This window comes from Alkalicoccobacillus gibsonii (genome assembly GCF_016798245.1).
Lineage (GTDB): Bacteria > Bacillota > Bacilli > Bacillales > Bacillaceae_D > Alkalicoccobacillus > Alkalicoccobacillus gibsonii.
In genome coordinates this window covers 249,863-271,531 of record NZ_JAEUZA010000002.1, presented here as the reverse complement: position 1 = coordinate 271,531, position 21,669 = coordinate 249,863, and the positions used below count along the sequence as shown (strand labels likewise).

General features: G+C 42.3%; 20 protein-coding genes. 4 read left to right on the top strand and 16 right to left on the bottom strand.

The window, feature by feature from the left end; all coding sequences use genetic code 11:
- Nucleotides 1–9: 9 nt before the first annotated feature.
- From JNO66_RS08120 to JNO66_RS08095, 6 genes are read right to left on the bottom strand one after another with little or no spacing between them, the layout of a single operon-like run.
- Nucleotides 10–1,245 (bottom strand): Zn-dependent hydrolase, encoded by a 1,236-nt coding sequence (locus tag JNO66_RS08120; RefSeq protein ID WP_203087763.1) that lies wholly within the window; start codon nt 1,243–1,245, stop codon nt 10–12.
- On the bottom strand, nt 1,242–1,484 hold the full coding sequence (locus JNO66_RS08115) for a hypothetical protein (RefSeq protein ID WP_203087762.1): 243 nt from the start codon (nt 1,482–1,484) through the stop codon (nt 1,242–1,244). The genes JNO66_RS08120 and JNO66_RS08115 overlap by 4 nt, the downstream gene beginning before the upstream one ends.
- Nucleotides 1,485–2,951: an NCS1 family transporter gene (locus JNO66_RS08110; RefSeq protein WP_203087761.1), complete on the bottom strand. Its 1,467-nt coding sequence runs from the start codon at nt 2,949–2,951 to the stop codon at nt 1,485–1,487.
- Nucleotides 2,952–2,982: 31 nt separating this feature from the next.
- Nucleotides 2,983–4,398, bottom strand: a complete 1,416-nt coding sequence (hydA, locus tag JNO66_RS08105; RefSeq protein WP_203087760.1) for a dihydropyrimidinase — start codon at nt 4,396–4,398, stop codon at nt 2,983–2,985.
- A complete protein-coding gene (preA, locus tag JNO66_RS08100) occupies nt 4,399–5,685 on the bottom strand; it encodes an NAD-dependent dihydropyrimidine dehydrogenase subunit PreA (protein WP_203087759.1) in 1,287 nt (428 codons plus the stop codon).
- Nucleotides 5,678–7,054 carry an NAD(P)-dependent oxidoreductase gene (locus JNO66_RS08095; RefSeq protein WP_203087758.1) on the bottom strand — a complete coding sequence of 459 codons (1,377 nt, stop codon included), beginning with the start codon at nt 7,052–7,054 and terminating at the stop codon, nt 5,678–5,680. The genes preA and JNO66_RS08095 overlap by 8 nt, the downstream gene beginning before the upstream one ends.
- Before the next feature lie 290 nt (nt 7,055–7,344).
- On the opposite strand from JNO66_RS08095, the gene htpX reads away from it, so the two are divergent.
- Nucleotides 7,345–8,262, top strand: coding sequence for a protease HtpX (htpX, locus tag JNO66_RS08090; protein ID WP_203087757.1), 918 nt, complete (start codon nt 7,345–7,347; stop codon nt 8,260–8,262).
- 50 nt (nt 8,263–8,312) lie between these two features.
- Here the strand turns inward: htpX and JNO66_RS08085 are convergent, their stop codons facing one another.
- The 5 genes from JNO66_RS08085 to eutH all read right to left on the bottom strand — a co-directional run bounded on the left by JNO66_RS08085 (nt 8,313) and on the right by eutH (nt 14,046).
- Nucleotides 8,313–8,945 carry a LysE family transporter gene (locus JNO66_RS08085; RefSeq protein WP_203087756.1) on the bottom strand — a complete coding sequence of 211 codons (633 nt, stop codon included), beginning with the start codon at nt 8,943–8,945 and terminating at the stop codon, nt 8,313–8,315.
- 65 nt (nt 8,946–9,010) lie between these two features.
- Nucleotides 9,011–10,363 carry an amino acid permease gene (locus tag JNO66_RS08080; protein ID WP_203087755.1) on the bottom strand — a complete coding sequence of 451 codons (1,353 nt, stop codon included), beginning with the start codon at nt 10,361–10,363 and terminating at the stop codon, nt 9,011–9,013.
- 146 nt (nt 10,364–10,509) lie between these two features.
- Nucleotides 10,510–10,677, bottom strand: coding sequence for a hypothetical protein (locus tag JNO66_RS08075; protein ID WP_203087754.1), 168 nt, complete (start codon nt 10,675–10,677; stop codon nt 10,510–10,512).
- Nucleotides 10,678–10,809: 132 nt separating this feature from the next.
- A complete protein-coding gene (locus JNO66_RS08070; protein ID WP_203088392.1) occupies nt 10,810–12,633 on the bottom strand; it encodes a UbiD family decarboxylase in 1,824 nt (607 codons plus the stop codon).
- 324 nt (nt 12,634–12,957) lie between these two features.
- Nucleotides 12,958–14,046, bottom strand: coding sequence for an ethanolamine utilization protein EutH (gene eutH, locus JNO66_RS08065; protein ID WP_203088391.1), 1,089 nt, complete (start codon nt 14,044–14,046; stop codon nt 12,958–12,960).
- A 216-nt stretch (nt 14,047–14,262) separates the two neighbouring features.
- On the opposite strand from eutH, the gene JNO66_RS08060 reads away from it, so the two are divergent.
- Together JNO66_RS08060 and JNO66_RS08055 are read left to right on the top strand one after the other, a co-directional pair.
- Nucleotides 14,263–15,012, top strand: a complete 750-nt coding sequence (locus JNO66_RS08060; RefSeq protein ID WP_203087753.1) for a zinc ribbon domain-containing protein — start codon at nt 14,263–14,265, stop codon at nt 15,010–15,012.
- A gap of 65 nt (nt 15,013–15,077) precedes the next feature.
- A complete protein-coding gene (locus tag JNO66_RS08055; protein WP_203087752.1) occupies nt 15,078–15,584 on the top strand; it encodes a hypothetical protein in 507 nt (168 codons plus the stop codon).
- Nucleotides 15,585–15,638: 54 nt separating this feature from the next.
- Here the strand turns inward: JNO66_RS08055 and abc-f are convergent, their stop codons facing one another.
- The 4 genes from abc-f to JNO66_RS08035 all read right to left on the bottom strand — a co-directional run bounded on the left by abc-f (nt 15,639) and on the right by JNO66_RS08035 (nt 20,847).
- Nucleotides 15,639–17,258: a ribosomal protection-like ABC-F family protein gene (abc-f, locus tag JNO66_RS08050; protein ID WP_203087751.1), complete on the bottom strand. Its 1,620-nt coding sequence runs from the start codon at nt 17,256–17,258 to the stop codon at nt 15,639–15,641.
- A 753-nt stretch (nt 17,259–18,011) separates the two neighbouring features.
- On the bottom strand, nt 18,012–19,340 hold the full coding sequence (locus JNO66_RS08045; protein ID WP_203087750.1) for a Na+/H+ antiporter family protein: 1,329 nt from the start codon (nt 19,338–19,340) through the stop codon (nt 18,012–18,014).
- Between the two features lie 109 nt (nt 19,341–19,449).
- Nucleotides 19,450–19,995, bottom strand: a complete 546-nt coding sequence (locus JNO66_RS08040; protein ID WP_203087749.1) for a D-glycero-alpha-D-manno-heptose-1,7-bisphosphate 7-phosphatase — start codon at nt 19,993–19,995, stop codon at nt 19,450–19,452.
- Nucleotides 19,996–19,998: 3 nt separating this feature from the next.
- Complete coding sequence (locus JNO66_RS08035) at nt 19,999–20,847, bottom strand: MBL fold metallo-hydrolase (RefSeq protein ID WP_203087748.1); 849 nt, start codon at nt 20,845–20,847, stop codon at nt 19,999–20,001.
- Nucleotides 20,848–21,002: 155 nt separating this feature from the next.
- Between JNO66_RS08035 and JNO66_RS08030 the strand changes: the two genes are divergently transcribed.
- Complete coding sequence (locus JNO66_RS08030) at nt 21,003–21,251, top strand: GlsB/YeaQ/YmgE family stress response membrane protein (RefSeq protein ID WP_203087747.1); 249 nt, start codon at nt 21,003–21,005, stop codon at nt 21,249–21,251.
- Nucleotides 21,252–21,352: 101 nt separating this feature from the next.
- On the opposite strand, the gene JNO66_RS08025 is transcribed toward JNO66_RS08030, so the two are convergent.
- Nucleotides 21,353–21,667 (bottom strand): winged helix-turn-helix transcriptional regulator, encoded by a 315-nt coding sequence (locus tag JNO66_RS08025; RefSeq protein WP_203087746.1) that lies wholly within the window; start codon nt 21,665–21,667, stop codon nt 21,353–21,355.
- Between the last annotated feature and the right edge of the window lie 2 nt (nt 21,668–21,669).

Below are 21,669 nucleotides of genomic sequence, written 5' to 3'. Positions count from 1 at the left end.
TCCCTTCACTTATCTTGATCCTGAAAGCTCTAATACGGTCTCTAGTAACAGATTGACTCCATTCTCGCATTCTTCCCAGGAGGTATACTCATCTTCATCATGACTTTTCCCGCCTGCACTTGGTACAAATATCATGGCAGTAGGCATCATTGTAGAAATAAATTGTGCATCATGCCCTGCACCACTGACCATTCTCTTAAATGAAAGATCGAGAGTTTGAGCTGCTTTCTCAATTCTATGAACGAGGTCAGGATCAAACCAGACTGTCTCCCTAGACCAAAGCTTTTTGACCGATTGCCCACATTCCCCTTGCATTCCGCTTACAATTGCATGAATGATATCTTCCACTTTTTGAAGAATCTCCGCACTTTGATGTCTTGCTTCAAGAGAAAAGACCACTTTATTTGGGATAACCGTATGAATGTTTGGAAAGACGTTGAATCGTCCCATGGTATACACTAAAGTAGGATCAAGCTTACCGAGCTTTTCATGTAAAGCCGTCATGCAACGGTTAGCAGCGGTTAGTGCATCCCGTCTCATCTGTTGAGGTGTTGTTCCTGCATGATTAGATTCTCCTCTAATCTCAATCTCGTAACAGCTCATTCCTACGACACATTCTACTGCACCAATTTTAAGAGACTCGGCCTCCAGAACTGGCCCTTGTTCAATATGAAGCTCAAGGAATGCTTTTCCATGAGTCATACGGTTTTCTACTAAACCTACATAGCCGATATCCTGTAACGCTTCTTGAACAGTGATATCGCTTGTATCTCTAGTATTTAGCATCTTGTCTTTATCAAACTTTCCAGCAATGACTCCGGATGCCATCATCGAAGGCTCAAATCTTGCTCCTTCCTCATTCGTGAAATTGACAACAATAATAGAGCATTCGGGTTGGATATCCTCTTCCACGAGATAGCGTACAACTTCTAGTCCAGCTACTACACCTAGAACACCGTCAAAGCGTCCTCCTTTTTGAACCGAGTCAAGGTGTGATCCAACATAAATGGCGGGTAGATCGGGATTCTTACCTTCTAATTTGCTATACATCACACCCATGTCATCTACAGTCACAACCATCCCTAACACTTCACATTGCTCTTTAAAGTAATTTCTTGCGTTCATATCTTCGTTTGTAAGAGCAAGTCTTGTTACTCCTCGTCTTTCGGTTGCACCAAAAGCAGACAGGTCTTCAAGCGTCTGACGTAATCGTGCTCCATTTATAGCTAGCTTTTGTTGATTCATGTCACCTTCCTCCTATTTGCAAGCTGGACAGAAAGCATAGTAGCAAGATATTTTCTCGAATTAGCATTTCCGATATGAATTAATGTTCGTTCTCCACTTTCGCGTTGGCCAAATTGCACTGTTGTCCCGTTCAAATCATCATTCACGTCCACAATGTCATACCCCTCTTCAAGATGTTGATCTATTAACTGTTTTTCTGATAGAAAATACCCGTACTCTGCCATTCCGCCATCTCCCATCTATGCCTCTTCAGCAAGTTGTTCGATCTCCTCTTCTTCCTCCTCATCAATGACCCATTCCCTTCCTACAGTTAATCCTAAAAATCGTTCATCGCTCGGATCCTCCAGCTCCTCCTGTCTGTATTTTCTAAACCACCAATACTTCGCACTGACGTAATAAAGTAAACCTCCTATCGCAAATCCAACTAAGTAGGAGTAGCTAGGTATGAGGAGTGATACGCCCCCTCCAATCAACCAAGAAAATAATCCAGCAAGGTTTAATCCTTTCCAGTAGTAGTATTGACCGCCTTCCTCATAAAGTTCAGGGACATTCACTCTGCGTTTTCTGAGGATGTAATAATCAACAACAAGAATTCCAACAATCGCCGCTAAAATGCCACCTACAATTAATAAGGCAGGGACAATAATAGAAAAGAGATTCCATGGTTGAACCAAAATACCGATTAAACCAGCAATCATGACACCAATCCAGTGAGGTACTCTTGGACCTCCTACATTAGAAAAGATCGTTGCAGCCGGAATTAAGTTGGATGATGTATTCGTAGACCACTGCGCCAAAGCGATCATTAGCATTAGAATACCTAGAATAACGACATTGCTGGAGGTCTCAACTAATGCATCCACTGGATTTGAGATAAAAACGGCAATGTAGGAAACCGCACCTACTATGACCATACATGTGTGTACTATAGGCATTGCAACAATACTTCCGATTAATTGAGCCTTATTCCGCTTAAACCAGTTGCGTTCATGCTTTGGTGCCTTGATGAACCGTGAAATGGAAGGCATATCTGCGGCTAATGTTCCCCAGAAGCCCATTGTGGCCATTGCAGTAATCGCAAATGCTCCAATCACCGCTGTGCCTGTAGCCGGATTTTCAACCCAGCCCCAAATGTTTCTTCCTGCAGCCTGGGCTTGATCTGATAACACCAGGTACATCCAGCCAGAAATGATCACAATGATCGGAGCCGCTAAGTTAGCAAATTTCTCAATGGCTTTAATGCCAAATGCTGTGTTTAATAGTTGTAGTGCGGCAAAAACAAGGAAGCATAGGAACCATTGATCAATTCCATACAGAATAAATAAAATTGCATTAATGCCTGTTGCTCCAAAAAAGGTATTTACCCCAAACCAACAGGACGCCACAAATCCTCTAATAATAGAGGGGATGTGAGTACCAATCGTGCCAAATGGCGCTCGCATGTAGACAGGAAATGAAAGCCCATGCTCAATTCCAATATCACCTGTCAGTGTCATACAAACTCCAATTCCAACTGATCCAACAAGTGTAGCAAGGATGACTAAATGCAGAGGTATCTGTTGAATGGCATCGCCACCTATGGCGAATGCTGCAAGAACAACTGCCATACTAGTCCAGAGAACAGCAAAACCAAACGAGCTAATTAAACGGTTTTGCTCAGTGACAGGAAACAAATCTGGAGATTTTAAATATTGATTCTTAGCCATTCCTGCTTTCACCCTCTCTTAAATTAGCTTCTCACACATGTTCAACATAGATTTGATTACGTAGCTGCTCGTTGTATTTTGCGCGTTTAATGTACTGACCGTCCCCCGCATTTCCTTTATACGCTTGATCCTGAATGATCACCTTTCCTTTAGATAAAACCGTTCGCACAACTCCCTTTACCTGCTTCCCTTCAAATGCGCTGTAGTCTACTTTCATGTGGTGCGTGTCTGAAGAAATTGTTCGAACGGCAAATGGATCAAAAATGACCAGGTCTGCGTCGGAGCCAATTGCAATGGTTCCCTTCTTTGGATATAAGCCAAACAACTTGGATGCTCGAGTCGAGGTGACGTCAACAAATTGATTTAATGTGATACGCTCCTCTGCAACTCCTTCTGAGTATAAAATGCTCATACGATCCTCAATCATTGGTCCTCCATTAGGGATCTTTGTGAAATCCTCCACACCTAGAGTTTTTTGACCTTTAAAATGAAAGGAGCATTGATCACTACCAATTGTTTGAAGGGCTCCTGTTCGTAAGGCATTCCATAGGACGTCTTGATGTGATTTTTCTCTAAGAGGAGGTGACCATACGTATTTAGCACCTTCAAATTCTGGTTTTCGTAGATCATCAATATCAAGCGTCAAATACTGAGGGCATGTTTCCCCCCATATGTCCGCTCCCGCACGCCGTGCCTCTTCAATTTTTCTAACCGCCTCCTCGCAACTAACATGAACCACGTACAGCTGAGAATCAGCGAGGGCTGTAAGCTGACAGGCACGCCCTGTGGCTTCTCCTTCAACCTCAACCGGTCTAGTCAGTGCGTGATAGATCGGTTCGGTCTGTCCATTTGCTAACGCTTCCTTCGTTAAGTAATCAATGACATCCCCGTTCTCTGCATGTACCATCACTAAGACACCTAATTCCTTTGCCTTTTTTAATGTATGGAACAACGTGGCGTCATCCGCTTGAAAAACATTCTTGTAGGCCATAAACACCTTAAAGGATGAAATGCCTTCTTCGTTAATAACAGAAGGCAGCTGTGCCAACACCTCTTCCGTAGCCTCTCCAATCATTAGGTGAAAACTGTAGTCGATTGCCGCTCTTCCCTTAGATTTTTCATGCCAGGTTTGAATTGCATCTTTTATAGGTTTTTTCTTTTCAGTTAAACAAAAATCAATAATGGTTGTCGTTCCTCCAAATGCTGCTGCAATGGTTCCCGATTCAAAATCATCTGCCGTCACCGTTCCTCCAAATGGCATGTCTAGATGCGTATGGGGATCCACTCCTCCCGGGAAAATATAACACCCTTCCGCGTTGATGATCTCTGCTCCGTCTTCATGTAACCCTGTCCCGATGGCAACAATTTGTTCTCCCTGTACAAGTAGATCTGCTTCAAACGTGTCAGAGGCTGTTACAATAATTCCGTTTTGAATTAACGTACTCATTTATTTTCCTCCTATATATGTTGACGTCTGTAACGTGTTTATTGCATGTTGCCGATCATTCCAAGATAAAGGCGGAAGCCCATTTGCTATCGGTACCATTTCAATGGCTCCTTCTACAGGACAGACGATAGAACAAAGATTGCATCCTACACACTCCTCTTCATTGACAGCCAGATAAGACGCGCCAGAGGCCTCCTTGTATCGACTAATACATTGATGTGCTGTATCTTCACAAGCGATCTGACATTTATTACAGTTGATACAGGTGTCTGTTTGAATCCGGGCAACGATCTGATGATTTAAGTTGACGTTCCCCCAATCTGAATACTTAGGAACAGAGCGACCGATTAGCTCCGACACAGAATCGATCCCTTTGTCATCTAAATAGTTTGATAAGCCATCAATCATATCTTCAACGATTCTAAACCCATGGTGCATCGCAGCTGTACACACTTGAATGGTTGTTGAGCCCATTAACATAAATTCAACAACGTTTTGCCAGTTTGAAATGCCCCCAATCCCTGAAATCGGAACAGTGACTAAGTCATTTCTAGCGCATTCTCCAAGCATGTGTAACGCAATTGGCTTAACTGCGGGACCGCAGTATCCACCGTGCGTTCCTAATCCATCTACGTTTGGGACCGTATTCCACGTATGAATATCAACAGAGGCTAAACTATTAATCGTATTGATCAAGCTGATTGCATCCGCTCCACCTAACACGGCCGCTTCTGCTGTCGCGGTAATATCCGTAATGTTAGGGGTTAGCTTAACAATGACAGGCGTTTGGGCTACCTCCTTCACCCAATAAGTTTGACTTTCAACAAGAGCTGGCACCTGTCCAGAGGCTGCACCCATTCCTCTTTCAGCCATACCGTGCGGACACCCAAAGTTCAATTCCAATCCATCTACTCCAACGGCTTCAACCTTTTTAACAATTTCGTGCCACTTTTCCTGCTTTGGCTCAACCATTAAGGACGCAACGATCGCTCGGTCGGGAAACCGCTTCTTTGTTTCTTCAATTTCTCGTAAGTTAACGTCAAGAGGACGATCACTGATTAACTCGATGTTGTTAAAGCCTGCTACTCTCTGTCCATTAAATGAGACAGCGGCAAATCTTGAGGTCGAATTGATAATTGGCTCGCCTAACGTTTTCCAGACAGCTCCACCCCAACCTGCCTCAAACGCGCGCTGTACCTGATATCCAGAGTTCGTCGGAGGGGCACTTGCTAGCCAAAACGGATTAGGTGAGACGATCCCTGCTAAGTTACTCGTTAAATCAGCCATACTTTACCTCCTCTGCACGTAACGGCTTTCGCTTGTTTAAAAGAAATTTGTGCACACTATATGCCGTTTGCTTTCCTTGCTCAGCAGCCGTTACAACCATTGCCTCTCCTGAACCATTTTTGAAAATAGCATCTCCACAGGCGAAAAGCCCCGGTATCGACGTTTCATAATGTTCGTGATCAACCTCAATCACACCATGGTCTACCTTGATTCCTTCTTGTGTAAGCCATTCGGCATACCTCGTCTGGCCGATTGCACGAATGACGAAATCTACTGGCAACGTCTGACGGCTTCCAGTTGGAATTGTTTTTCGCCTTCCATCTACATCTGCATCTGTTAACTCCATCTCCATATATTCGATCGATTTTACTCTTCCTTCCTGATTACCGATGATTTTAGCAGGGCTTGTTAACCACCTGAATTCAATGCCATCTTGTTTGGCAAACTCATATTCAAAATCATAAGCTGTCATTTCATGTTCCGTTCTTCGGTAAAGGATTTTTACGTTACTCGCTCCCAATCTTTTTGCACAAGTAGCTCCGTCAATGGCTGTGTTCCCTGCCCCAATCACTGCGACTCGTTTCCCAGAAAACTCTTCTGTGAGCTCTTTGTTTTTGGTTGATTTCACAAATTCAATCGCATCGTATACGCCTTCTAATTTTTCTCCTTCGATTTGTAAAAAAGGAACCGATGCCATACCGATAGCTAAAATCACTGCATCATGCTTGTTTCTTAGCTCTGTAAGTTCAATATCTCTGCCTACCTTTGTGTTCGTAAGGATCATTACACCAACTGACTTCACTTGCTCTACTTCCCAGAAAGAGATTCGTTTAGGCAGCCGAAATGAAACAATGCCATACGTATTTAAACCACCAGCTTCTGCTTCTGCTTCATAGATTGTCACCTCATACCCCATAACAGCTAACTCTCTTGCGGCCGAGAGTCCGGCCGGGCCACTGCCTACAATACCGACTGACTGACCTTTACTCCGTCCTGATCTAAATAAAACCTTCTCATTGTGAATAGCCCAATCTGTAGCATAGCGTTGAAGTTTTCCGATCATAATTGGTTTTGTTGATCCATGAAGAACACACGCACCTTCACATAATTCGTCGGTTGGACATACTCTCGCACAGCTTGCTCCTACAGGATTAGCTTCCATGATCGTACGTGCTGAACCAAGTACATTCTCAGTTGTAATCTTCTTAATAAATGTTGGGATATCAATTCCGGTTGGACATGCGGTTATACAGGGGGCATCATAGCAGTACAAGCACCTGTTCGCTTCTTCAACGGCTTCCTGCTTTGACAAAGGAGGTTCTACTTCTTCAAAATTGGTGCGCAACATTTCGGTAAGATTCTCATTCATCGTATCCTCCTATCCAGCTGGCAGCTTTTTCAATTAAATTCATAGTACTACCATAAAAGCTGAATATTCAGTTATCAACGACTTTGTTAGATAATGTGATAGATAAATGATTATTCAAAAATTTTCCGTGGAATTATTAAGGGATCTAACAAACTACTCTCTTTTACTGACAACTTTATGATAGATCTTAAATCTGAGAAAAATGGTTCACAAAATCATGACATCTAATTTGAATGTAACAGAGTGAGACGTGGTATGATGAAGTATACAACTATTTCGGGGGTGTCAATTTGGGCAAGCGTTTACTACTATTTTTGTTAACCAATATCTTGGTTATGACAACCGTTGTCATTGTTTGGGGACTGATTGTAACGTTCACAGGCATTGGTGAGGGTGGTTTCCGTACAGACAGCGGATTAGGAATTAACTTCGGAGCCTTGATGGTCTTCAGTTTATTGATCGGTTTTGCTGGATCATTCATCTCACTGGCAATGTCTCGTTGGGTTGCTAAGATGATGATGAAAGTGAAGGTGTTAAATCCTGATGAAGCACTATCTCATGAGGAACGTGCGATTGTTGAAAAAGTACATCGTCTATCCCGTGCAGCGGGACTTATGCATATGCCTGAGGTTGGGATCTACCAATCACCAGAGGTTAATGCCTTTGCAACTGGACCGTCTAAAAAGCGTTCGCTTGTAGCTGTTTCATCCGGACTTCTGCAGTCAATGGATGATGACGCAGTTGAAGGTGTTATTGCTCATGAGGTAGCTCACGTAGCAAACGGGGACATGGTTACGATGACACTTCTACAAGGGATTGTGAATACATTTGTTGTGTTCTTATCTCGCGTGATCGCGATGATTGTTTCTCGTTATGTACGACCTGAACTTCAATTCGTTGTTCAATTTGCAACAATCATTATTCTTCAGATTTTGTTCTCGATCCTAGGAAGTATGGTTGTAAGTGCCTACTCTCGTCACCGTGAATTCCACGCTGACCGCGGGGGAGCAGATCTTGCCGGAAATGATAAGATGATTCACGCGCTTCGCTCTCTTCAGCGTCATGTTGATCGTGCAGTCGTGAAGAATGGCCATACTGATGATTCAGCTGTTCAAACAATGAAGATTAACAACAAGGGTGGAATGTCTAAACTATTCTCCACTCACCCAGATTTAAATGACCGTATCGCTCGCCTAGAGCAGCGTTAAAAAAGAAGCGACCCTTTATCTTTAAAAGGTGTCGCTTCTTTTTTATGTAATTAATCAATGAAGAGCGTACTCACACCCATATAGCCGAAATACGCACCAAATCCAATTAAGCAAATACCTGAAAGGATGGACACTCTGCTAATGGCCTTTTGATTCACAAATCTGCGAGCGGTGCTTGATAATATGGCAACCGCAATATCCCAAGCCGAAATTCCAATAAATATGGCCGCGCTGAATAGCCAAATTTGATTCACATCATAAAGAGTGACCGTCTTCGCTAAAACCGACCCATAAATACCAAGCCAAAATAAAATGGTTAAAGGATTCACAACAGAAATTAAGAATCCTGACCAAAAGGATTGAGTTAACGTATGATTGTAGCCAGTTGCTCTAGCTCCACTTACTTCATTAGCCGCCTTTTTGAGCGACTCTGCTCCGGTATAGATCAGTACAAAGGCCCCAAATAACCAGAGGAATACCTTCACACCTTCAATCTCAAGGAAATGAGACACACCTAAAAAGACAATAAGCATGTACAATAAGTCAGCAAACATCGCACCGATCCCGACAACCCACGAATGCAAAAACCCCGCACGAAGCCCCTTCTCTATTTGAGCCGCATTGACAGGTCCAATTGGCGCCGCTAATGAAATGCCAAGCATAATATAACTCAATATAATCATTGGCTATCCCCTTCTCACTCATTCCTTACAGCCTATTCATGAGAGGGAGGTTGTACCACTTCTTTTTACTTCGCTTGAAGTTCTTCTCGTTTCTTTCGTTCAAAAATAAAAGCAGCAATCGTTATGGCAACGACAAAAAATAGACTAAGGTAGAAACCAGGCCGCCCTGTATCTTCAAGTAAAATGCCTGCGATTGCGAGCAACATAAGTAAGATTCCTACGACATTTACGATCTTCCATCCAATGTGTTGTTTAATGATTTTCATGTTTGAAAGTAGAATGCATATCCAGTTAAACAAGATTAAAATCCCTGCAGCAGTCGTGATGTATTCAAAGAGCTTACCAGGTAATACAAGTGCTGCTACAACAGCTAAAATCAGTCCAACCACTGCCAGACCAAGAGAAGCAATAGGCAGATCATGAAATTTCACCTTTTTTTCAAACAGCTTAGGCGCATGTTTTTTCTTAGCCATACTGACAAGTAACGTACTAACACCAAAGAGCGATGCGGTCATAGCTGAAAAACCAGCAACGATGATAGCCGCATTAAACACATGCGGGAAAAAAGGCAGATTATAGCTCGTTAACGCCGTTACAAACGGACTTTCTTTATCTGTAAAATCGGATAGCGCGGTCATGCTTACCGCAAGACCAAGGGACACCATATATAAAATAGCTACCACTGCAAGTAGTACCGTTCCTGCTTTTGGTGCATCCTCTTTAGACTTTAATTGCATCGCCATTAATCCGATCACTTCGATCCCCCCAAATGCATAAAACGCATAGATGAGAGAGCCCCAAAATCCTTTTAAGCCATGAGGAAACAAAGACTGATACGACATGTTCAAAGAGGGGCCAGCTGAATCGCCTTGAATTACATGAAACACGGCAAGACAACCAAGAATAATGAATAAAAAAATGGCAGCTGTTTTTATAACAGAGAGAACATTCTCCACAGAGTCAAACCCTTTAGTCCCAAGGATCACAACACCTATGGAAAGAATAGAATACCCAGCAGCAAATAACCATAGAGGTGTATCCTCAAACCAAAATTGCGACAGGATGGATAGGGCTGTTAGCTGACTACCTATGATTAGAATATTGGACATCCAATAATTCCACCCCGCACCAAAGCCTAGCTTAGGACCAAACGCTACTTCTGCGTAATAGCAAAAGGATCCCTCTTGTGGATCATCTGATGTCAGCTTGGCTAGAGCTAAAAATACAATATACGTACCAATAGCCGCGAGAAAAAAAGCCAACACAATGGATGGCCCTGTCATCGTAATCCCAATACTTGATCCTAGAAAATAACCGGTTCCGATCGTGCATCCAATCCCAAGCAGGGAGAGCTGCCACCATGCGAGGCCTTTTTTTGAGCCTTGCTGTTTTTTCTTTTTTTTATGTTTCTTCACCATAGAATCCGGAACTCCTTGACTGATCTATTGTTGTTCGTTGATCTTATAAGCGTTCCACAAAGCTCCGGTAATATGCGGTGGTATAACGGCACACGAAAAAAGCCTTAAGCTCAAGCCAAGGCAAACCCCTTCTTTTCAATTCATTTCTAGTTTTTCGGTTCTCCATCTGACTCATTCAAAACTGATTCAATATGAACGATCTCATCCTCAATCATTGAAGAGATATGTGCTTCATCCTCTGATACTTTTTCTCTTAACTCCTTCAGAAAATCCAATTCCTTTTGAAACAATTCTCTCTCCGTCTGATCAATCATAGAGATCCTCCTTATGCAGTCCTTGATACCGATATGATATGCAGATGGCCTTTACCATGTTAAAAACAGTATGGTCAAATTGGACAGTTTTATCCCTCAAAAAAAGCCACAGCTCTAGGCTGCGGCCTTACCTTATCCTCTTAATGACCCATCTTCATGAAAAAAGCGGTTAATGTTGCTTTCAACTTCATCATTCTCGATAAGCGGTGGCGCATGGTGTGGTTTGATCCGCGCATCAATGATCACCACGTCAGCACCCCAATGCTTATGCGTAGTCTGTGCGTTGATACCATACATATCATGCGAAGGATTACTACGCGTAAAGGTCACCCAAAGGAAATTATCCTTTGTTTTGCTAACAAATGCACTATCATCAACGAGGATGAGTAGTGGGCATGAATCAAACGTACCCGATTCTGCTAGCTCCTTTGTCAGCTTGTCCATTTCTTGTGCCGTTTGTTCATAGCTTTCAAATGGCTTACATTCAAAGCTCACTACACCGTCTGTAACAAGATGAGCCTGACTGATAGCTGGATGAGCTAGTAGTTCAGGAGGTACATCTTTACACAGTGTACGCTTCTTATCGCCATATGCTGCTAATACAACCTTACTCCCACTATTTAATCCTGTTCCACTATAATCTAGTGTGTCAATTGTTGTATTTGTGTAAAAATGAACATCACGCTTAAAATCCATCCGCTCAATTACATACCGAATGAATGCAAGCTCATCATGCGTTGTAACAGGCTCGTCCTCTTCTGCAGTGATGAAGAGGTATTTTGCTAAGCTTAGCTGCCCAAAACCAAGCACTCGATTAGCAATGGTTAATAACTCTGTTGGCTGCTTTACCTTTTGGTACGGTGTATACCGTTCACTACCGATTGCAAATAGTAATGGATGTACACCCGCCGCATCGACTGCGTGAACTTCTTTTACTCCAGGCAATTCCTGAGTGACGGCTTTACCCGTTAATTCATGAATGATCGCTCCAAAGCTTGTGTCCTCTTGAGGTGGGCGACCAACAACTGTAAACGGCCAAATAGCATTGGGTTTCGCATAAACCTTATGAACCTTTAATACAGGAAATTCATGTACCAAACTATAATAGCCTAAATGATCACCAAATGGCCCTTCTGGCTTTGTCTCATCTGGGTAAATCTCACCCGTAATTACAAAATCGGCATCATGACTGACGCAGTAGCCATCCTCATAGCTGTAACGGAATCGTTTTCCGGCCAAAAGTCCAGCAAATAACGTCTCACTTAATCCTTCAGGTAGTGGCATCACAGCTGATAATGTGTGTGATGGTGGTCCCCCAACGAAGATGCTGACCTTTAAAGGCTCTCCTTTTTTGGCCGCCTCCGTCTGATGTACACCGATTCCTCGCTGGATTTGGTAGTGCAGACCAATTTCTTTATCTTTTTCGTATTCATTCCCAGTGAGTTGCACCCTATACATCCCGATGTTGGCGCTTTTTATACCAGGATTGGTTGGGTCTTCACTATATACCTGTGGCAGTGTAATAAAAGCTCCACCATCCATTGGCCAGGAATGAATGGGCGGTAAATCAGAAATAGAGATCTCTTCAAACCCCGCTCCAGATAAGCTTGATCTCTTTTGCGGTAACGCTTTTAACGCAGCAAACCCCTTGCTCGCATTCTTAATGGGATGCTTAGCTGCTTTCATTGGATCATCACGAAGTTCTACGAGCTCCTTAATGTCATCCCAATTCTTCCGGAACATGAATTTACTGCGCTCAATTGTTCCAAACAAATTGGAGACAGCGCGGTACTTGGAGCCTTTCACATGTTCAAATAAAATGGCCGGCCCACCTTGTTCATACACACGACGCTGAATCGAAGCCATTTCTAAATATGGATCCACCTCTTCTTTAATTCGAATCAGATGTCCATGTTTCTCTAAATCTATAATGGTTTCCTCTAGGTTTTGATACATAAGGTTAATTGGGGCGGTTCTTGAATAAATAGCCCCTTCCTTTCTGCCACTTGTCGTAGCGATTATACGTACCTGTATCATATCATTAGTGTTTGGACCGCTTCCAACGTTTTCACGATTAGACACAAAAACGAGCATTCTAGTCCCTAGAATGCTCGCCAATTTCTATTCCTCATCTTCCTTCACTCGGTATGCCTGACTGAATAATGAGCTCTGACTATCGATTAATGGTTCTTCGTTACGTAGATTTCATAGTGGTAAGTCCCGTACGTCTCTAGCGTTCTCGCTTTTACATTATTCTTATCATATATCGGCACTTCGTTGCTATCCATTACAAACGCTTTTCTTCCGTTCAAACCATAGTGCAAGAGCAATTGCAGTAAGTCCTCCAATTAATTTTCCAATCATCATGTATGGAACCATGTCTCGGTCTATACCAGCTACAAAACCAAGATGACCGCCAATGACAAAGGCTCCACTGACTGAGAAGGCGACAACAACCACTTTCCCTTTTGTCTGCATATTCCCCAGAAGCGTAAAAGCAGGAATCACGTGCGCAAGCGCTGCAACCAGTCCTGCCATCGCAAAACGATCTAGTCCTATGAGACGACCAGAACGCTCAAGTGGTTTACGAAAAACCTTTGATATACACTCCACAAGTGGAAAGGCTCCTCCTAAAACAAGAGCAATGGTTCCAACAATCTGTAGGCCTTCTGAATATGGAGCCATCTCCTGAAATATACGAATTCCTGTGAGCACCTCTACACCAGCGATGACTAAACCAATTACGCCAACGACTTGAACGAGTTTCCCGAATGTGACAAACCGCCTAATCCACCACTCTGGCTTCTTCCACAAGCCAATCATAATCACGAGAGAGAACAGTGTAGGAATCAGTAAATTTAGAATCATCATTTGAAATTCAAAACCAGCAAGTGCTCCACCTACAAAACATCCTATAGGAATTGTACTAAGCCCAATCAGAATTCCTTTTGAAAAAGATGAATAATCTTCCTTTTTTATGATTGAAAGAGCAACTGGAAGGGTAAAGACAATGGTAGGACCTAACATCGTACCAAGAAATACCCATGAAAAGACACCTGCTTCCGTATCATGAGCCATCGCTTCGGCTAATGCATAGCCACCCATATCAAGAGCAAGAATCGTATTGGCAAAGGAGGCCGGATCCGCACCAATTAGTAGATACAGTGGCGAAACGATCGGTATTAAAAGATTTGCAGCGATTGGTGCCAATGTAATGATGCCAATCATTGCTAAAGCAACGGAACCCATCGTCATCAGGCCTCTATGAAACGACTCACCAAGCCCAAATCGATTACCAAGACAATAATCAAGAGCTCCTACACCTAGAAAGAAAGCCAATATCATCATAATACCGTCATTTATCCAAATCATCTCAAACAGTCCTTCTCATCATTTATCTTTGCTAAGTATACTTCTTAAGGGCTGATCTATAAAGAAAAGCTAGTACCTTTCTCCTTTTAATCTATATTTATACTAAGACTTAAGTAGGGAATATCACCCTTCTTATACATATCACTTCCAAACGATTCTAAAATACGATATGTTCATTTTATTTAAAGAAGCCGAACGAGGAGGAATTCAATTATGACATGTGCAAAATGCGGTACAACTCTGCCACCTGAAAGTAAATTCTGTGAACAGTGTGGAGAATCAGTCGAACTATCAACGCAACAGACAGAGGAAGCAAGCACGATTGAAACAACAGCAAAACCACCAAATGAAACAGTAGAAAAGGTGACGGCGCTCAGCAAAAACTATTGGACTTATTTTCTTTCAAATGTAAAAGCTCCAACACAAAAAGGTTTTGTAGAAAACCAAGGTAATGTGATTTTTGCTACGATTAATGTCGCTCTTATCGCATTCTTTTTTGCCTTTACCTTATTTGCTCAACTCGGCTTCCGTGCCAGTAGCTTCATAAGCTTGAGCTTTAGTGATAGCTTTATCCCAGGTTTCTTCTTCATGCTTATTTTTCTAGCGGTTACTATTGGAGGCCTGTTTCTTACATTAAAACTTGTTATTGATTCACCTATTAATCTTCAAGCATTCTATAGCCGTTTTGGAGAATCATTAGTCGTACCAGTTGCTCTTTCTGCGGTTGCTTTTGTTAGTGGATTAATTGGAATAGGAAGTGTTACATCATTATTCCTTGGACTATTATTCCTTATGGTTTTCGCCATCATGATTATGGTTTATCAAACAGAGGTGAAACAAGCAAGCACAGCTAAATTAGACCCATTGTATGGATTAGTTGCCTTATTTGCTGTCATTCTCATCATATTAAATTATGTTTCAAGTTATATTTTAGCTGACATGGTAATGTCATTGTTTATATAATGAGTGTAAGGCTTCACATCAGGTGAAGCCTTCTTTTTATATAAGCTTATTAAATGGAGGCACATATGGTACATGATTCGGCTGAGGTCGCTAATACAGGCCAGTTACATGAAACCCCAATAGACGAAAAGGAAGCGCTTGAATTATATGTTGGTCGTAAGTACGAGGACTATAAGAAGAAATGGGCCATCGGACGAAACGGAAAACCAACATTAATCAGTCTAAATCTAGGTGGCTTATTCGGTACCTTCTGCTGGTCTGCCGGACGTGCGATGTATGTATACGCTTCGTTCTTTTTCATCTTTATCCTATTTACTGACCTTCTCTACTTAACAACTGGATACCCGCTTTGGGAGGACACAGCCTATGCGATTGTTCCTTTAGTGATCTACGGTGTATTTGGCAATTATAACTATCATCACTTCGCCACACAAAAGGTAAAAAAGATGATGGCAGAACATCGTACCCGAGAGGACTTTATAAAAGCGGGCGGCTTTAAATGGGGACGTTTTTTTGCATTCATGGGCTTACTCATTGCTTACTTTGGTCTTAGCAACATACTATTCTACTGAAGATCTTCCTTATTAAAAGACGAGCACTCACGAGAGAGCGCTCGTCTTCTTCGTTTAATCAGCTTTCCTTACGAATTGTTTCTTTTTCTCAACAAGTTCTTTAAACATTTTATCTAACTGACTCTTCTCGTCCTCATTTGTTGTGATTGAAAGTCGACTTAACAATTCTGTAAGCTGCATATCGATCTTTAAAATATCTGGCTCATTCATCTGTTTAATGGACGCTGGACGATCACTTATTTCAATGTTTTTAACCATGGGCTCTTTCTCTTCCAAAGACAGATGATGAGTGGCTAGAGCTGTAACGAATGAACGATCATGACTTACAAATAGAATAGTGCCAGGATAGGCAAGAAGGATTTCCGTCAACGATTCCTTCGTATCTAGATCTAAATAATTTGTTGGTTCATCTAAAATGAGCAGATTTACATCACTTAAAAAGACCTTTGCCATGGAAACCCTCATTCGCTCTCCACCACTTAATACGGACACGTTCTTAAACACATCATCCCGCTTAAAAGCCAGCCTAGCAAGCACCTTTCGCACAAAGGTCTCCTCGTATGGACTCTCCTCCATTACATTAACTAGAATTGATTTTTGATTATCGAGGTTTTCTTGATGCTGTGAGAAAAAACCGATCTTTGCTGGTTGAGCAACTCGAAGATCTTCACTCCGATTGGAGATCATCTTTAGCAGGGTCGTTTTTCCAGTTCCATTCCCTCCTAGAATGGCTAATCTGCTTCCTCGTTTAACATCACCTGTGACCTTTTCAATCAGTGTACGTTCACCTATTTTTACTTTACAATCTAAGAATTGAACCACTCTTTTACTGTGCATCTTAGGAAAATCAGCAAGATTAAAAACAATTGGCTCTGTTTCTTTAGGCTTCTCTTTTTTCTCTAACTTTTGAGCTCTTGTCACCATTGCTTCGGCCGATCGATTTAGCTTCGCTTTTTGCACACCAGAGCTTCTCTTGTGTAATCTTGCCTCTGAATTCCCCATACGACTTGGTGCCTTTTTGATTCCATCGGACTTTGCTTTAAGCTTTTTTGCTGCTTCCATCAAGCGGTTTCGTTCATTTGTATACTCTTGATGCTCCTTGATTCCTTTTTCCTTCTCTAGTTGTTTTTGAGAAAGGTACGCGTCATAATTCCCTTCATAGACTGTAACCTTCCCATCATCGATCTCCCATATAGTCGTACAGAGTTTATTTAAGAAATCTTTGTCATGTGAGGTAAGCAGAATCGCTCCATTAAAGGAATGAAGTTCGGCTTCTAGCTGCATAATACCATTCACATCTAAGTGACTGGTTGGCTCATCTGCAATGAGAACATGCGCATCTGACGAGATTGCCTGTGCAATCTTTCGTCGCGTTTGCTCCCCTCCACTGACTTCTGTTTGCTTAGCTAGTTTCCACTTACTATATAATTCCGGTCGAATGTCATGATTTATCTCTTCAAGCTGCGGAACATACGCAATGGTTCCGTATCTCTCCACATGTCCCGAATCTTGCTTGGCTGTTCCGGCTAGAATGGATAACAATGTAGACTTGCCTGCTCCGTTACGCCCTACCACTCCGACTCGCTCCTGGTCGTAAAGAGATAATGATTCGATCTGGAAAATGGTTCGCCCTCCAAAGCTCTTTTCAAGATGATCGATTTTCAGATATAACATAAAAAAAACTCCCTCCAGATGCTAGAGAGAGTTCGTACGATGCGCGTATTTATATCCAAATAAGTCAGACTGCTCCTACGAACGGAAGACTTTGACTGAGCTGAATATAAGTGGCTGTACCTGTACAAACATCGCCCGAATCTCATCTCTAAACATACTCGTTAATTTTCATTTGAATAAGCGCAGACTGGTTGCGTCTTCCGTTCATTCAAACTCATTAAGATGTACTGTTTATTAGATAAGATTCTACTTCATTGTACGAGGTACCATCCTTTCCGCTTAATTGCTTTTATCTTTACACACTGTATGAGGTGATGTCAAGATTCCGTTTTCATTACTATCGCTGGTTGCTTAAATGAAAAAAGTGCAAATCCAATGGAGAGTAACACCAGCACGCTACCCAACAGGCACGTGTGTTAGTCTACCTCACATGCTACTCGACAACATATAGAAGCTTCTTGATCATCTTTTCCCTAGATTTCATAGAAAAAGGCTGAGACATAACAGTAAAATACTCACAAAAACACGAAAGTCGTAATATATCCGCTACAGGAGAATCCTTCGCTTTCCACGGGAACGGCCTCAGCCCCTTACGCGGGAAAAGCGCCGCTACAGTGTCTTCACCACGTTCTGTTCCGTAGGAGTCTCAGATTCTCCCTCCGCTCGTTTCATGAAAACACGAATGGCGAATAATTCGCTCATTGAATCATTCGCCATTCGTTTATTTTGAGTTAAGTCCCAGCCTCTTTGAGTCTAGAGGATGATCGCTGCAATCCATCCAAAAATAATGAGTGGAATATTAAAATGAAGAAAAGTTGGCACACAGGTATCCCAGATATGATTGTGCTGCCCATCGGCATTTAACCCGGCGGTTGGTCCAAGTGTACTGTCCGATGCTGGAGCCCCCGCGTCTCCTATCGCTCCTGCCGTTCCAATGAGGGATAGCGTAGCAATTGGACTGAAGCCCATCGCGGCACACATTGGGACAAAAAGTGCAGCAATAATCGGGACGGTCGCAAAGGACGAGCCAATTCCCATTGTAATTAATAGACCTATTAAGATCATAAGAAGTGCAGCCAAGCTCTTGCTGTCACCCATCCATGCAGCCGACGTCTCAACAAGCTGCTCAACGTCACCTGTCGCCCGCATAACTTCTGCAAACCCAGACGCTGCAATCATGACGAATCCGATAAAAGCCATCATCTTCATCCCTTCTGTTAAAAGGGCGTCGGACTCTTTAAACCGAACAGATCCACTAAACACTAGTACCACTAAACCAGCTACTCCAGCGATAACCATCGAATCTGAGGTTACTTGAACAATGACCGTAGCGAGAATAGCCACAAACGCACTGATTAATGAGTACGCAGAATAAGAAACGCTCTCCTGTTCAGGTTGGTTTGTTGATTCAAGTGATTGATTTTCATACTGCCGTGGCTTTCGATACGTAATAAAGACCGCTACAAGAAGACCTAACACCATTCCGAGCGTCGGAAGCAGCATCGCATAAGGCATGTCACTTAGTGATGCAGACATCCCATTCGCCTCCATATTGTCGACAACAATGCCGTGGAAGATGGCGCCAAAACCAAATGGTAATAACATATAAGGAGCCTGTAGCCCAAACGTCATAATGCTTGCAACGGCTCGACGATCGAGGGCCATTTCATTCAGCACCTGTAGAATCGGTGGAATTAAAATGGGGATAAATGCAATATGAATTGGGATGAGGTTTTGGGACATACAGGATATAAGAAAGATCATGAAGAAAATCAAAACCTTAGGTAAGGTTTTTGAACGAGCCTCTTCTTTCTTTCCAACAATTTTAATAGATGTATCAACAAGCAATTGAGGCAAGCCTGTCTTGGAGAGTGCAACAGCGAATGCACCAAGCACCGCATAGCTAAGCGCGATATTGGCGCTATTCCCCAAACCTTCAGTAAAGACATCAATGGTTCCATTAAAGCCTAATCCACCGAAAAGACCTCCGGCCAGTGCCCCTAAAATTAACGCAATGACTACGTGTACACGCAGCAAGCTAAGAATAATCATTAATAGTACAGCTATCACAACAGCATTCATGTAAAACACCCTACCTACGCTTTAGTTCGATAAATCACTAAATCGAACTTTATCACCTTATCTCCTAAGCTGTCAACCATCTACTGAAAAGAGTAGGAGGAAAAATCCCTTACTCCTCTACCATTATTCGGTTTTGTAAAATCCATGGGACTGCATGCTCCAAATCAGAAAAAACCGCATCAGCACCGTAGGTTTCCTCCTCACGTGCATTCACAAGTACCGTTTGACACCCTGCCTTTTTCCCTGCTAAAATATCCGGTTCCCGGTCACCTACCATAATGCTTTTACCAATATCAACCTTATGCTTTTTAGCAAGCTGTTCAAGCATATACGCTTTTGGTTTTCGGCACGGACAATCAGCTTGTGGTTTATGAGAGCAATAGGAAATGTCATGAATAACGGCACCAAACTCAGCGATTTGATCTGTCATCGTTTGATGAATCATATTAAGTCTTTCTTCCGTCATATAACCAAGACCAATCCCACCTTGGTTTGTCACTACAAACACAAGAAAACCCGCTTCATTTAATCGTTTAATGGCTGGTCCAACCCCTTTTAAAAGGTAAAAATCTTTTGGTTTGTTCACAAACTTTACTCTATGGCTGAGAACTTCATTTATTACTCCATCACGGTCTAGGAAAACAGCCTGATTCATCCTTTATTCCTCGGTGTACTTTCCAAAATCAGGGACTGCTACACGATCAAACTCCTGAACAAGCTGTTCTAAGTGATGTTTAAATTCGTCTCCAAACATCGGTAAACCGTGCCCCGGTCCAATAAACTCTGGCTGTAAGTCTCTTAGTCGCTCTGTTGAGAGCTTTGCTTTTTTCCAATCAGTTGTCAGATATCGCGGCGGACCTTGAAGATCCTCCGTTTGTGTCAGTACGTCATATAATGAATCCTGCTTTACAGTGATGATGGCATCTGCAGACAGCAGAGCTCCATCTTTTTTACGAAACAGAGCAATTTGTCCCGGTGAGTGCCCCGGTGTGTGAATCCACTTCCATTCTGGAAAGCCTACAAGTGATCCACTTGAGTCAAAAGGTTTTATAAAAGGCGTGAGGTTAATGGCTTTATGAGGAAATGCACCAGACAGCTTGGCAACCATCCCACCTTCTACTGTTGGATCCGGTTTAGGATAGTCTTGTCCCCCTGTGACAAAAGGGAGCTCAAGCTCATGACAATACAAGCTGACTTCCCAATGCTTGGCCAAATCAAATGCTGCACCGACGTGATCAAAATGACCATGAGTTAAAACAATCATCTTTGGTGGATGTGCTTCTCCAAATTCCGTTTTTAGTGCAGTTAAGATAACGTCAGGCGTCCTGCTTATTCCGCAATCCACTAAAAACCATTCATGTGGCTTATGTGGATTTCCTACGAAGTAAACATTTACAATTTTATCTGTGTAACAAAAGATATCTTCCGTTAAACGTTGAACTAGCCCGTCGTGAGCTGACGTCATAGGAATGGTTGAGTTCGGTTCCGTGCTTGTTTGATTATTCATTATTAACTCCTTTTTAAGTTAATCTCCTGTGCTATTCTAGCTTGGCTAATATCCTGTATCTTATCCTATAGACACTTGTCAAAATATTAAATATGTTTGCTTGTTCCTTCAAAGGGAATAAGAGAATTGTACTTATACAAAAGGAGAGATTTTATATGGGATTTATTTGGAGTCTTATCATTGGTGGACTAATTGGATGGGCAGCAGGAGCCATCACAGGTAAAGGGGTTCCTTTTGGAATCATTGGAAACATTATTGCAGGTTTTGTTGGGGCAAGCCTTGGAACAGCGATTCTAGGAGACATTGGACCCGAATTAGGTGGATTTGCCATATTCCCTGCATTAGTGGGTGCGATTATTTTAATTTTAATCGTATCGTTTGTTTTACGTTTGCTAAAGAAGTAATTGTTTTGAAAACCCCGAAGCCATTTCGGGGTTTTTTTAGTACACGTATCTTTGAAAGTAAACATACAAAAAGCCGCTCACCTTTTCGATGAGCAGCTTTATTATGATTCTGTTTCCATCCACGTTTCAGCGAATTTCTCCATTTCTAACATGATTGGTTGAAGAGCCAACCCTTTTTCAGTTAAGGAATATTCAATCCGTACCGGGGTTTCCGGAATAACATTCCGTTTTACAATCCCCTCAGATTCTAAATCTTTCAGTCGTTCAGAAAGAACTCTACCGCTGACAGCCATGGAGGATTCAATATGACAAAAGCGCTTGGGTCCAGGTAGTAGTTGATAGATAATCAACCCTGTCCACCTTTGACTTAGGATGCCCATGGCTTTTTCAAATCTAGGACAAATTGACGTATCCATTT